The organism is Ruegeria sp. AH7 (assembly GCF_056541325.1).
Genome location: NZ_JBQFYF010000004.1, coordinates 26,776 through 39,698, shown reverse-complemented (window position 1 = coordinate 39,698; position 12,923 = coordinate 26,776). Strand labels below are relative to the sequence as shown.

Below are 12,923 nucleotides of genomic sequence, written 5' to 3'. Positions count from 1 at the left end.
AAAGCCAGATCCGATGATCCAGTTTATTCCATGGAAGTTCGTTTGACGAATTCGGACGATGCTTTACAAAAATGGCCATGTCAGGTGCACAGCTTGAAATCATCGTTTTTGTAACGCCGCATTTTAATGTCTCGGCGACTTCTGCATTTATCGATCCGTTCCGCATCGCGAATTATCTGAGCGGAGCGTCGAAGTTCAATTGGGTTTTCGTTTCCAAAGACGGTGGCGAAGTTGAAGCCAGCAATGGGATGGTCGTTTGCACCAAGCCGTTGAAAGAGGTCGAACGATCCGAGCCCTGGATGATCCTGGTTAGTTCCAGTTGGACACCCGAACGGCACGCGTCGCGCCAACTTCGCACACTGCTTCAACGATGGGCTGGATCGGGTGTCATCATTGGCGGGTTGGACACCGGCGCGATCATTTTGGCAATGGCGGGATTGCTTAAGGGTAAGACCGCAACAGTTCACTATGAGCACATTGATGCCTTCATCGAAATTGCAAACAACACCACGGTTTCTGAGAACATGTTTGTACTGGATGGTCGCATGTTCACCTGTTGCGGCGGCACTGCTTCGACGGATATGGGGCTGAAACTCGTGCACAAAGTTGCGGGTGAAAGCACTGCCAACGCGACAGCACGCTACCTTTTTCATCACAATGTCAGGGGTGAAGATCAATCACAAAACCCGAAGGTTGTTGAACCCATGGGCTATGTAACATCTGGCGTCGTCCGCGCCGCCATTGATTTGGTGGAAGCCCATCTGGAAAACACCCTGTCGATCCCCGAGATTGCGGAGCGATTGCAAACCTCACAGCGGCAACTCAGCCGCCTGTTTCAGCAATATGTACATAGATCACCCGTGGCTTACTATCGTGATATCCGGCTGGATCGGGCACGTGGTTTGGTCACACAGACTGAGTTGAAGCTAAGTGAGATTGCTGCGGCCTCTGGTTTCAACAGCCAAGTGAACTTTAGCCGGGCCTATCATCAACGTTTCGGCTTGGCACCAAGCGCGGATCGGGTGGCTGGGCGGGTGCCGTTCGAGTTCCGTGCTTGGCCCATGTACCAGCCTGACATCAAGAGCGAAGGTGCCGGGTCGCTGTCTGCAACGCAGTGAGCATTCGATCTCGTTGAGCAGATAGGTCTGCGGTGCTTTGGCCCTTGGATTGTGCTGACATTCCATCGACCAAAAGTTCGATAACATCGTCATTGAGTCTGGGATCCCCAAGATCATCCCACCAGCCGTTGAACGTGTCCTTGAAATGCGCGCAAAAGGCCCTGAGCCCACCTTCGCCCGCGCCGAGGTGAAAGAGCGTTGTCGGGCCCATTGCGGCCCAACGCAAACCGGGTCCTGCCCACATGGCTTTGTCGATGTCTTCGACGCTGGCGACGCCTTCGATGGCCATATGTACTGCCTCGCGCCATACAGCGGCCTGCAAGCGGTTCGCAACGTGGCCCGGAAGACCTTTGCGAATTCGGATCGTGACTTTGCCGATATCCTCATAGAACGCTTCTGTTCGGTCCAAGACATCCGCTTTCGTCGCGGTGTTAGCAGTGAGTTCCACCAGTGGGATCAGATGGGGTGGGTTGAATGGGTGGCCAAGGATCAGAGGGCTCGGATCTTGCCAGCCTTCCTGCAATGCTTCGAGCGTCAAACCCGAGGTGGAACTGGAAACGATCACATCTGGTGTGAGAGCGGCTTCGATATCTTTGTAGGTCGCGTGTTTGATGGGCAGTCGTTCCGGGACGTTTTCCTGAACGAATTGCGCGTCGCGCACAGCCTCTTTTACGTTCGCAACAAAGCGAATGGCATCGGGTGTTGCACGCGTCGTCAATCCAAGCTCTTCAAGGGCGGGCCATGCTTTTTCGATATAGTCACGCACGTCAGATTCAACGGTTGGGCTGGGGTCAAAGACAGTGACACTACGACCCGCAGCGAGGAAGAGTGCGGCCCAACTTGCACCGATAACGCCAGCCCCAAGGACGGCGGTATGATTAATCTCTGTCATCAGAATAGTCCCGGATTAAGGGGTGAGGCTGCGGTCATGCCGCCATCAACAGTGAACAGCTGCCCGGTTGCGAAGCCCGCCTCATCAGAGGCGAGCCAAACAGCCATAGCAGCGATATCCGCCGGTCTGCCAAAGCGTCTAACCGCATGCCGGGCGAGCGCGTCTTGTTTGGCTCGTGCTGGATCATTTGCCAAATCAAAACCTGCATCCAGCATGCCCGTTTCGATCCAGCCGGGGCAGATGGCGTTGCAGCGAATGTCGGGGCCATGATCGACAGCGATTGAGCGGGTCAGCCCATGCACAAAGGCCTTGGACGCATTATATAGTGCCATTGATGGGTCCGCGACAGTTCCAGAAATCGAACCGATGTTGATAATCGCCGATCCCGAAGGCATGTGTGGGATGAACGCCCGACAACAGTTGAACACGCCGCGCGCATTGACGCCCATCACCCGGTTCCAATCTTCGTCTGTGCTGTCGACTACGGACTTTTCGACCTGCACGCCCGCATTGTTGACCAGGATATCGGTGCCGCCGATTGTCCAGACGATTTGTGCAACTGCATCAGGGTCGGACACATCCAGCGTGTGCCAAATTGCATTCTCTGGCAGATCATCAGGTTGTGGGCCGCGCCCGCAGGTCGTAACAGCAGCCCCTTCAGCCAGAAAAGCCTCAACAATTCCGCGACCAATCCCTTGCTTGCCGCCCGTAACAAAAGCGCGTTTGCCAGCCAGCCGCATTAGTGCGCCACCATCACATGGCGGATCGCGGTATAGGCGTCCAGCGCATAAACAGACATATCGCTTCCAGTGCCGGACCCTTTCATCGCGGCCCAAGGCATTTCCGGTGTGGCAACCCCATGCGTATTCACCCAAGTGAAGCCATAGCGCAGTTTCGACGTCATCTGCATGGCCCGGCCGACATCACGCGTCCAGACCGAGGATGCGAGACCGTAAGAACCGCTGTTTGCAATCCTCAGAGCATCGTCCGCATCTTCGAACCGCGAAACTGTCACAACTGGACCAAATACTTCCTTGCAGGCGACCTCGGCATTGTTGTCGACATTGGCGATGACGGTTGGTTGGTAGAAAAAACCTTGTCCGTCAACCTCGGCACCACCGGTCACGATTTCAGCAGCGCCGCGCGCTCGTTCGACGTAGCCTGCAACGCGATCCCTTTGCGCCAAAGAGACCAATGGCCCCATTTCGGTGCCTTCCGCCTTTGGAGCGCCGATCTGAATTTGGCTGACCTGGCCTTCAATGGCTGAGACGAGCTTGTCATAAGCTTTGGCAGCGACCATCACCCGACAGGGTTGGGCACAGTCCTGACCGGTGTTGAAATAGCTCCCAAAGCGAATGGTCTCGGCTACGGCCTCAAGATCAGCGTCATCAAAGACAATCACAGGTGCCTTCCCGCCCAGTTCAAGGTGGACATGCCGGATTTGCTGCGAAGCTGCCCGCATCGCCGCCATGCCCGTTGCGGGGGAACCTGTGACGCTGATGGCTTCCATTTGCGGGCTGTTGATGAGGGCGTCGCCAACAGTTGGGCCGCGCCCGTGGATCACATTCAACACCCCTTTGGGAAGGACGTCTTGCAGCAGCTCCGCCATGCGAAGGGTAGACAGAGGGGTTATCTCGGACGGTTTCAGGACGACCGGGCAACCGGCGGCGATAGGGGCCGCCAACTTCCAGGAGGCCATCATCAAAGGATAGTTCCATGGTGCGATGGCGGCGACCGGACCCACGGGATCACGACGGATCATCGATGTATGCCCGGCCACGTACTCTCCGGCGGCTGAGCCCGTCATTGTGCGTGCGGCACCGGCAAAGAAACGAAAGACATCGATGGTTAGCGGCATTTCGTCATCAAGGGCCGAGGGCCATGGTTTGCCGACATCAAGGCTTTCCAATTCTGCTAGTTCCTGACTGTGTTCTTCGAGGATATCAGCGATCTGCAGCAAAATGGCGGCGCGATCAGCAGGAGGCATGCCTGCGAAGCTGTCGAAGGCTTCGGCAGAGCTGCGAACAGCCGCTTCGACCTGTTCTGACCCGGCTTCATTCACGGCCCCGATGACCTCACCCGTTGCGGGGTTCACGACATCAAGCGCCTCGCCCGTACCGTCCACCATTTCGCCATTGATCAGCATTTTCGTTTGCATGTTGTCCTCCCTAGAACCCGACCTGATCGCCACCTTTGAGGGCAAGCCGTGCGCGCGCTTCTGCAGGGGATGCAACTGTGAGGCCAAGGCTTTCAACTATCGTGCGGATCCGTGCCACCTGTTCGGCATTCGATTTGGCCAGTTCGCCTCTACTAATAAATAAGCTGTCCTCTAGCCCGACGCGTAGGTTGCCGCCACGCATGGCGCTTTGCGTGGCGAATGGCATCTGGTGGCGGCCAGCGGCCAGCACGGACCATTCGTAGTTTTCTGATCCGAACAGCTTGTCGGCTGTGTTGTGCATGTGGACCAAATGGTCGGGGTCAGCCCCGATGCCGCCCAAAATTCCAAACACCATCTGAATGAAGAATGGCGGTTTGATGATCCCCTGATCGACAAACCATTTAACGTTGTAGAGGTGGCCAAGATCGTAGCATTCAAACTCGAACTTCGTGCCATGATCTCCGCCGAGTTTTTCGATAGCGTAGCGGATCGTCTTGAACGTGTTGGGAAAGATGAAGTCTTCGGTCATCTCAAGGAATGGACGTTCCCAATCATGCTGGAATTGGGTGTATTTCTGAAGCATCGGGAAGATCCCGAAATTCATTGAGCCCATGTTCAGGCTGGCCATCTCTGGGCTCGCAGACGTGGCCGCCAACAGCCGTTCGTCGATAGACATTCCCAGCCCGCCTCCAGTTGAAACGTTGATGATCGCACCAGTCGCCTGCTTGATGACAGGCAGGAACTGGCCGAATAGCTCCGGCCGTGGGTCGGGCTTACCCGTCTCAGGGTGACGGGCGTGCAGGTGGATGATCGACGCGCCAGCCTCTGCCGCCTCGATGCTTGCTGTTGCAATCTGAGATGGCGTGATGGGCAGGTGAGGCGACATCGACGGCGTGTGAATGCCACCGGTCGGTGCGCAGGTGATGATAACGGGCCTGGGCATCAGAGCTTCATCTGTTGCACTTGCGCCGACAGACCTCCGTCCAGCACCCATAGTTGGCCTGACGCATAGCGCGCCTCGTCCGAGGCAAGCCAGTTCACCAGATTGGCGATATCCGTCGGTGTGCCGTAAGTGCGCATCGGGTGCACGTCGCGCACTGCTTTTTGCAGGGTTTCGATATTGCCTCCGCCACCGCCCGAGCCATCGCCGTTGAAGAAACTCTGCAACATGGGCGTATCGATGTAACCAGGGCAAACCGCATTGACCCGAATGCCTTCTGGGCCGTGATCGCAGGCCATGGCGCGCGTAAGCGCGTGGACCGCCCCTTTCGTCGCGCAATAGGCAGCCAGTCCCGGGTCAGCGATGAACCCGTCATAGGAGCCAAAATTGATCAGGCTGGCGCTGCTACCAGACTTTGCTGCTGCTCGCATCAAAGGCAGCGCGTATTTTGAGGTCAGGAACGTGCCGGTAGAATTAACCGCGAAACTTTGGTTCCATTCCTCAAGCGTGGTTTCTTCGACCGTCTTTTCGATCTCGATACCCGCCGCGTTTACTAGGATGTCCAGTTTGCCATGGGCCGCGCCGACGATGTCCATTGCGGCGATGGCGTCCGCTTCCAGGGTGACATTGAGTTTCACAAAGTGACTGCCGTCGTCGTCGTGCTTTTCCAGTGACCCTTGGGGCGTCAGGTCGGCTGCGTAGACCGTCGCACCCTCTTTCAAAAACCGCGCTACAATCGCGCGGCCAATTCCACCGCGCGCACCCGTCACCAGTGCGATTTTTCCTTTTAACATCATTGATCTTGGTCCTTCCGGGGTGGGAAGCGATACCTGCTGGCCGCAAGCGTCCAATCCATGTGGTTGCGCACATATTGCTGGCTGGCGTCAGCGGGCGGGTTGTAATCCCAAGACTCGCATGCTCCGGCTTCCATAGCAGCATGCAGAGCCCGTCGTGACCTTTGCGTCGCTATGATCTGCTTTCGAAGCGTTTCGCCATGCCATCGTTCAGCGACCTCTTTGGCAAAGCTGGCTGCGGCATCTGTGTAACCCGGGTCTGCGGCGACATTTTGCGTTTCCTTGGGATCGCGGCCAAGGTCGTAGAGCTGAGGGGGATCACTATCGCAGTGGATGTACTTGAGCGGCCCACGCCGGATCATGATGACGGGGTAGCCGGTCATTTCGGCACAGTACTCGCCAATCGCCTCGTCCACAGGATCGTCTTTTCCCTTCATCAAAGGGATCAAGCTGCGCCCGTCTATCGGTTCGCCCAGCATCGATAGATCGCCACCAGCGATGTCGATGAAGGTGGGGAGGAGGTCTACAAGCGAGACCGCGTTCTGAGCCGTCCCAATCACTACGCCAGGGCCTGCCATCACAAGCGGCACGCGCGCGGAATGCTCAAAGAAGTTCATCTTGTACCAAAGACCACGTTCACCCAACATATCGCCGTGATCTGCGGTCACGATCACGATCGTATTTTCAAGTTCCCCAGTTTCTTCGAGGGTCTGAACAAGTTCACCGATCTTGCTGTCAAAGTAGCTGACATTGGCCAAGTAAGCGCGTCTCGCGCGGATCACTTCCTCATCCGTCAGTGGTACGTAAGACGCCTCGATCCCATCCAACAGCCTGCGTGAGAACGGGTCCTGATCTTCAAGCGCGGGCACAAAGTCCGGCATCTCGATATCGTCGTCGGAATATAGGTTCCACCACTCGGGCCGGGCAACATAAGGGTCATGCGGGTGAATGAAACTGGCAACCATCGCAAAGGGTGCCGCGTTGCCCGCCGCCTTGTCGCGCGCTGCATCAAAGAGCCACCGTTTTGCGGTAAAGGCGACCTCATCGTCGTAGTCGATCTGAAATGTTGCATGTGCCAGGCCGCTTTCCTTGACGGTCTGCATATTGTGATACCATTTGTCGATCCGCTCATCGGGTGCTTCCCAGTCCGGGGTCCAGGCAAAATCCGATGGATAGATATCAGTGGTCACGCGATCTTCGAATCCGTGCATCTGGTCAGGGCCAATAAAGTGCATTTTGCCTGACAGGCAGGTCCGATATCCCAACATTTTCAGATAATGGGCGAAGGTCGGGATGGATGCCTTGAACTCTGACGCGTTGTCATAGGCCGCAATACGGCTGATATGCTGACCTGACATGAAGGCGAAGCGCGAGGGCGCACAAAGAGGTGAATTACAATAGGCCGCATCAAACCGCATACCACGCGCAGCAAGCGCATCGAGATGCGGCGTTTTAGAGGTTTTGTGCCCGTAAGCTCCGGTGAAGTGTGGCGCCAGTTGGTCTGCCATGATCACGAGTATGTTGGGCTGCGTCACGCGGCACCTTTGGTGTAGGCATCCAGAAGCAGTCCGTGAAAGTGATGCACCGCATGTTCGGATTTTCCCGATCCATCAGGGTCATGCACGATGCGCCCTTGGGTAAAGGCAGGCGTGCTCATACCGCGCTGCACACTTTCGACCAGACCGATGTCTTCGACCTGAAGAACCTCATCCAGATATCGGATGGCATCAAGCTCCATTGCGTCAGGCTCGGGCGTTTCCAGAAAGAAATCGTAGGTTTCCAAAGTCCGATCCGGCCCAACTGGAATGATATTAAGGACGATCATGCTGGACCGCCCCGGATATCGCATCAGGCAGGTCGTTGGATAGAGCCACCACACCGCGTGGGTTTTGACTGTGGCATTGGCAACGTCATACGCTGAATTTGCGTGTTGACCTGCATCGGCCATGTGGCTGGAATAGATGGAGTGGGTTGTTACCTTATAGGTATCCATGTCTACCAGATCGCAGAAATCCTTATGCGCGGTGGGGCAATGGTAACATTCCAGGAAGTTATCGACGACATTCTTCCAGTTCGATTTGATGTCGTATGTCAGTCGGTGGCCAAAGGTCAGCTGATCTACATCAGGGGCCCAATGGCGCACTTCGATCTCAAGATTGCCAGACTGCTCTGCCAACGGGATGGCGTTTGGGTCTAGGTTGACGAAAACGAAGCCACAGAACTCTTCAACCTGCACCTCGTCCAAGCAAATTTCGTTCACGTCGAAATCGACGAGATTTTCGGTATGTGGCGCGCGCACCAACTGCCCATCCAGTTTGTAGACCCATGCATGATAAGGGCACATAATCCTTGTTGTGGTGCCTTCGCCTGAAAGGAGTTCATGAGCACGGTGTTTACAGACGTTATAAAACCCACGCAGTACGCCAGTTTTGTCACGTACAACCGCAATTGGCTGGCCCGCGATCTCAACTGTGACATAGGCCCCCGGATCACGTGTTTTTTCAACGTGGCAGACCCATTGCCAAGTCTTGCCGATCACGGACTTTAGGTCAGTGTCGAACCATCTTGGCTCGGTATAGGCTTCTGCCCTCAATGATTTCGAACGCGCTGGATTGTCGTCATAGCCATCTGAAATTGCCGCGATGTCCATCAATTCATCCTCCCGGATTTGAAAAAACGATATTGAAGCGGTGGAACGAAACTTAGCATTTTTCGCCAAAATAATTACAAAAATAGCCATCCAACAAAGGAAGAGTCTGTGAATTTGGATCAATCTCAATGGGCTTTGTTTACGAGAAGTCTGAAAAATACAGTTGCCAAGATCTGAAGCATCGTCATGAAACATTGTGTTGAGGTCTAGACCATTGGCGCTGGGTGCCTCATCTTTTGTCAGCAATCATTCTATTCAAGCATGACGAGTTATCTCTGCGCTATGATCTTTGTACCGCTGCCTTTTGTTGTCACAATCTTACTGGTACTGCTTTTTGTCAGCATCGCCCGGCGGGAGAATGATCAACCCAAGAACTCAGCATTTATGCTGTTGATCATATGTGCGGCTTTGCAGTCCATGTTGATCGGATTGCGTTTCGGGTATGGTGTTGAATGGGTCCGCTTCCTTTCGCCACTGCTGGCGACCGTAATGGCCCCATTGGTTTACTTCGGCTCGTTGCAACTGGTCGGCCCACGGCGGGTTGGGAAACTCTATCCGATTGCGCCGCACAGTCTTCCACTTTTGATGGTCCTGTTTTCGATGGCTTTCTGGCCCGCTGCGCTGGACGTGATTATTATCGTAACGTTCCTTGTCTATGCAGCTCTTATACTTTTTCTGCTGAGATCCGGGGCAGATGCACTTCGGGTGACGGCGCTGGAATCTGCGGGACTGGTTCACCGTGCTTTGGTTTTTGCGGCACTTGTCTTGATATTCTCTGCAGTGGTTGACACGCTTATCACTGTTGACATCGCGATCATGAATGCCCGTCATTTGCCGCAGCTCGTCTCGGTTGGTAATGTCGCAACTCTGCTCTTTCTTTCAATGGCCACCGCAGTGGCCAGTCGTGGTCGAGCCACGGGTGAAAGCTCAACACACGCCCCAACAACTGCGCCATCGTCACTCTCTGGTTCTGCTGATGATCAAGAGATCATGGCAAACATCGAGAGTTTGATGAGCGAAACACATATCTATCGGGACGCCGATCTAAACCTTGCGCGCCTCGCCCGCCGGGCGGTTGTCCCGTCGAGGCAAATCTCGGGGGCAATCAACCGGATGACGGGAAACAATGTCTCACAATACGTCAACGGCTACCGTATCGCTGAGGCTTGCGAACTGCTGGAGAACAGCACACGTTCGGTAACGGAGATCATGTTCGAAGTTGGTTTTGAGACAAAATCTAATTTCAACCGAGAGTTTCGACGTGTGACAGGCGTAACGCCGCTTGAATGGCGCAAATCAAAAGGGTCCACGTCAAAAGTGGCGCGCTGACCTCGCTTGGAATTGACTGAATCGCGATTTCGAACGTCCTAGATCGCGTTAGAGGTCGCGGGTTCGCGGGATGCGACAAATTCTGGTGACATGAAAACAGTCACCGATCAAAACAGTAAGATGTCCGAGACGCTGAGAGAGCTTTCAGCGTATCCGGCGCCAATTGCATCGGGCAGGTCATCGCGGCGCTTTTCCAAGCTGTCTTTGGCAAGTTTAACATCTGTGTTGTTGTTTGCGGCCGGTCTGGGAATTGCTCTTCTGCCTGATGGCGCGCAGCGCACTCTGTTGCAGTCTGACGTGCCGAATACGTCAGTTGGAGCTGCGCCGCAGCGTTTCGTCTTAGACTCACCTGCTCCTTCTTCAGCACCCATGATCCGAGAAATCACTGGTTCCGGCTACGTCGCCGCACAATCCTCAGCCGTTGTTTATGCCGAACATAGTGGGCTGATAGCGGATATTCTTGTTGAACCCGGAGATACGGTTCGTTTGGGCCAACCGGTACTTGTTATCGAGGACAAAGACGCCAGGTTCGCGTTGGAAAGCGCGCAGCTCTCGCGTTATGTCGCCAAACTGGCGCTTTCTGCTGCACGTATTTCCTGGGCACAGGTTGATACGACACTGCAGAGACAGGCCGAGCTCAGCCGAAGGGGGGCGGTTCCAAGTAGTCGGTTGGAAGATGCACAAACGGCTGCGCGCATGGCGGCCAACCGGGTCGAACACGCCAAAGCCGAGTTTAACAGGGCCGAGTTCGCTGTACGCGTCGCGGAAGAACGCGTTGCCGATCTGACCGTGCGTGCGCCGATCGCGGGAACTGTGACACATCTTTCCGCTCATGTAGGCGATGCCGTTCTGGACCGTATCGATGCGATACATGACGGAATCGGTCTGATGAAAATTGCTGATCTGGGCCAGTTGGTCATCGATGCTGATGTGATAGAAAAAGCGATTACTGACCTAAGCGATGATCTCATCGGTGAGGCGGTTCTGGACGCCTTTCCCAATCAACCCTTCACTTTTTCGGTTCAACGCATAGCGCCATTGGTGAATGCCGCCAAAGGAACGGTTGAGCTGCGCCTTAAACCGATCGATCCGCCAGCCGGGCTGCGGCCAGGCATGGCAGCACGCGTCAACATCACGTTGCCTTCATCATCGATGCACACCCAAATAGAACCGGGAGCTAACCCATGAGTACCAATTCAGAAACCAACAAATCTTTCATCACACTGCACGGTATCGGCAAGACCTTTCAAACCAGTGGCACGAGCGTTCCAATATTCGAAAACCTCGATCTCACCATCCGAAAAGGTGAATTTGTTGCTGTGATGGGGCCATCGGGTTCCGGGAAATCAACGCTCCTCAACCTGTTGGCCGGCCTTGACGGGCCAGATACTGGTGAGATCTGGATCGCAGGCCAAAGGCTGGACCATATGGGCGAGGCCGCCCGTTCAGCGTGGCGTGCGCACCATCTTGGGATCGTGTTCCAATTCTACAACCTTCTGCCGATGCTAACGGCCGAAGAAAACGTGGAACTTCCGCTGCTGCTGAAACCGATCCCTGCTTCTATGCGGCGCGAGCGGGTTGAGAAAATACTCGATCTCGTGGGTCTGGCCGGGCGCGGACGGCAAAATCCTGCGCGCATGTCCGGTGGGCAGCAACAACGCGTCGGAATCGCACGCGCAATTGTGTCTGATCCAACTCTTTTGCTTTGTGACGAGCCGACCGGGGATTTGGATCGCGCATCCGCCGATGAAGTACTGACAATGCTAGAATACCTGAACCGGGAGCTTGGCAAGACCATCGTGATGGTCACCCATGACCCCGAGGCTGCCGAGGTCGCGGGCCGTACACTGCATCTTGATAAAGGCGTGTTTATTGAGCGTGAGCGGGTGATGGCATGACATTCTTTGGTCTCACTCGCAAAAGCGCGCTACGCAAACCACTGCGTTCCATATTGCTGGTCATTTCCGTCGTAGTGGCTTTTTTCATCTACGGTCTGACCGCCAGTTTTATTGCCGGATCACAGGGCACGGCCGCCGCCAGCGACGATTTGCTTGGTGTAATGCACTCAGCCGGTCGAAGTCAGCCCTTGCCCGTGGCCTATCTACCGCGCATCGCTAAGGTAGCTGGTGTTGCAGAAGTCAGCCCCATCACACGGTTGCGCGGCAGCGTTCGCGATGAGCGCAATGTGGTCGCGGTCAGCGCAGGTCAGCCCGACAAGTTGCTGGCCGTCAGCGGTAGTGATCTCGGACTGAGTCAGTCTATGATTGATGCGCTGGGCTCCGGGCGGGATAGGGTGCTTGTTGGGCGCGCCCTTGCCGAGGCTCAGGGCTGGAAGGTCGGAGACCGACTGACGGTTTCGGCCTTCCGCACCAAAAGACATGATGGAAGCCGTGACTGGCCGTTTGAGATTGCCGCAATTTTTGATGGTAAAAGTGCCAGCACAGATACGTATTTTATCCTTGCCCAGTATCGCTACATCAACGAAGGCCGCGCACGGGGCAAAGATACCGTGTCCACCTCCGCGCTTCGTCCAGAACCAGGAGTTGCACCGCAGGAATTGGCACCGCGTATAGACGCGTTATTCGCCAACTCTGCGGCACCCACGCGCACCTTATCAGAAAAGCAATTCCTCAGTGCGTTCCTCAGCCAATATGCAGACATCAAACATGTTGTAACGCTGGTTGTGAGCGCCTCTTTCGTGACGCTTTTGATGATCGTGATCAACACAATGGTCTTCGCCTTGCGCGAGCGTCGTTTTGAGGTCGGTGTGCTGAAAACCCTGGGGTTTTCGCCATCGCGTATCCTGCTGATGGTTTTGGCTGAGGCCCTTTTTATATTCCTGCTCGGCGGTACCATCGGATTGGGACTTGCGAAGCTTGCCAGCCTGGCCTTGCCGCCCGCTCTGGGGCTGGTTTTTGATCCGGGTGTCCTGTTGCGCGCAGCCGCACTGGTTTTCCTGCTTGGTCTCGTCGCCGGGGCACTGCCCGCGCTGACCGCCATGCGAACGCCAATCCTTTCCGCTTTCAGAACGAGGTAAGCCCG

General features: G+C 55.4%; 12 protein-coding genes. 5 read left to right on the top strand and 7 right to left on the bottom strand.

Translation table 11 applies throughout. The features are described 5' to 3' along the window. Nucleotides 1-71: 71 nt before the first annotated feature. Nucleotides 72-1,118 (top strand): GlxA family transcriptional regulator, encoded by a 1,047-nt coding sequence (locus ACR0JX_RS10730; RefSeq protein ID WP_480543796.1) that lies wholly within the window; start codon nt 72-74, stop codon nt 1,116-1,118. Here the strand turns inward: ACR0JX_RS10730 and ACR0JX_RS10725 are convergent. From ACR0JX_RS10725 to ACR0JX_RS10695, 7 genes are read right to left on the bottom strand one after another with little or no spacing between them, the layout of a single operon-like run. Continuing rightward, a complete protein-coding gene (locus ACR0JX_RS10725) occupies nt 1,078-2,010 on the bottom strand; it encodes a 3-hydroxyacyl-CoA dehydrogenase NAD-binding domain-containing protein (protein WP_480543795.1) in 933 nt (310 codons plus the stop codon). The two genes, ACR0JX_RS10730 and ACR0JX_RS10725, sit on opposite strands and share 41 nt — an antisense overlap. After that, nucleotides 2,010-2,750 carry an SDR family NAD(P)-dependent oxidoreductase gene (locus ACR0JX_RS10720; RefSeq protein ID WP_480543794.1) on the bottom strand — a complete coding sequence of 247 codons (741 nt, stop codon included), beginning with the start codon at nt 2,748-2,750 and terminating at the stop codon, nt 2,010-2,012. The genes ACR0JX_RS10725 and ACR0JX_RS10720 overlap by 1 nt, the downstream gene beginning before the upstream one ends. Continuing rightward, the gene (locus ACR0JX_RS10715) at nt 2,750-4,168 is read right to left on the bottom strand and encodes a gamma-aminobutyraldehyde dehydrogenase (protein ID WP_480543793.1); all 1,419 of its coding nucleotides are present in this window, start codon (nt 4,166-4,168) and stop codon (nt 2,750-2,752) included. Before ACR0JX_RS10715 ends, ACR0JX_RS10720 begins: the two co-directional genes overlap by 1 nt. A gap of 10 nt (nt 4,169-4,178) precedes the next feature. Further along, on the bottom strand, nt 4,179-5,111 hold the full coding sequence (kce, locus tag ACR0JX_RS10710; protein WP_480543792.1) for a 3,5-dioxohexanoate:acetyl-CoA acetone transferase: 933 nt from the start codon (nt 5,109-5,111) through the stop codon (nt 4,179-4,181). After that, nucleotides 5,111-5,905 (bottom strand): SDR family NAD(P)-dependent oxidoreductase, encoded by a 795-nt coding sequence (locus tag ACR0JX_RS10705; protein ID WP_480543791.1) that lies wholly within the window; start codon nt 5,903-5,905, stop codon nt 5,111-5,113. The genes kce and ACR0JX_RS10705 overlap by 1 nt, the downstream gene beginning before the upstream one ends. Then, entirely contained in the window at nt 5,902-7,437 is a 1,536-nt protein-coding gene (gene betC / locus ACR0JX_RS10700) for a choline-sulfatase (protein WP_480543790.1), read from the bottom strand. The genes ACR0JX_RS10705 and betC overlap by 4 nt, the downstream gene beginning before the upstream one ends. After that, nucleotides 7,434-8,552 carry an aromatic ring-hydroxylating oxygenase subunit alpha gene (locus ACR0JX_RS10695; protein WP_480543789.1) on the bottom strand — a complete coding sequence of 373 codons (1,119 nt, stop codon included), beginning with the start codon at nt 8,550-8,552 and terminating at the stop codon, nt 7,434-7,436. Before ACR0JX_RS10695 ends, betC begins: the two co-directional genes overlap by 4 nt. A 384-nt stretch (nt 8,553-8,936) precedes the next feature. Between ACR0JX_RS10695 and ACR0JX_RS10690 the strand changes: the two genes are divergently transcribed. From ACR0JX_RS10690 to ACR0JX_RS10675, 4 genes are all read left to right on the top strand, one after another. Then, the gene (locus ACR0JX_RS10690; RefSeq protein ID WP_480543788.1) at nt 8,937-9,881 is read left to right on the top strand and encodes a helix-turn-helix domain-containing protein; all 945 of its coding nucleotides are present in this window, start codon (nt 8,937-8,939) and stop codon (nt 9,879-9,881) included. A gap of 369 nt (nt 9,882-10,250) precedes the next feature. Beyond that, entirely contained in the window at nt 10,251-11,069 is an 819-nt protein-coding gene (locus tag ACR0JX_RS10685) for an efflux RND transporter periplasmic adaptor subunit (RefSeq protein ID WP_480543787.1), read from the top strand. Beyond that, nucleotides 11,066-11,779 carry an ABC transporter ATP-binding protein gene (locus tag ACR0JX_RS10680; protein ID WP_480543786.1) on the top strand — a complete coding sequence of 238 codons (714 nt, stop codon included), beginning with the start codon at nt 11,066-11,068 and terminating at the stop codon, nt 11,777-11,779. The genes ACR0JX_RS10685 and ACR0JX_RS10680 overlap by 4 nt, the downstream gene beginning before the upstream one ends. Further along, nucleotides 11,776-12,918 carry an ABC transporter permease gene (locus ACR0JX_RS10675; protein ID WP_480543785.1) on the top strand — a complete coding sequence of 381 codons (1,143 nt, stop codon included), beginning with the start codon at nt 11,776-11,778 and terminating at the stop codon, nt 12,916-12,918. The genes ACR0JX_RS10680 and ACR0JX_RS10675 overlap by 4 nt, the downstream gene beginning before the upstream one ends. Nucleotides 12,919-12,923 lie beyond the last annotated feature (5 nt).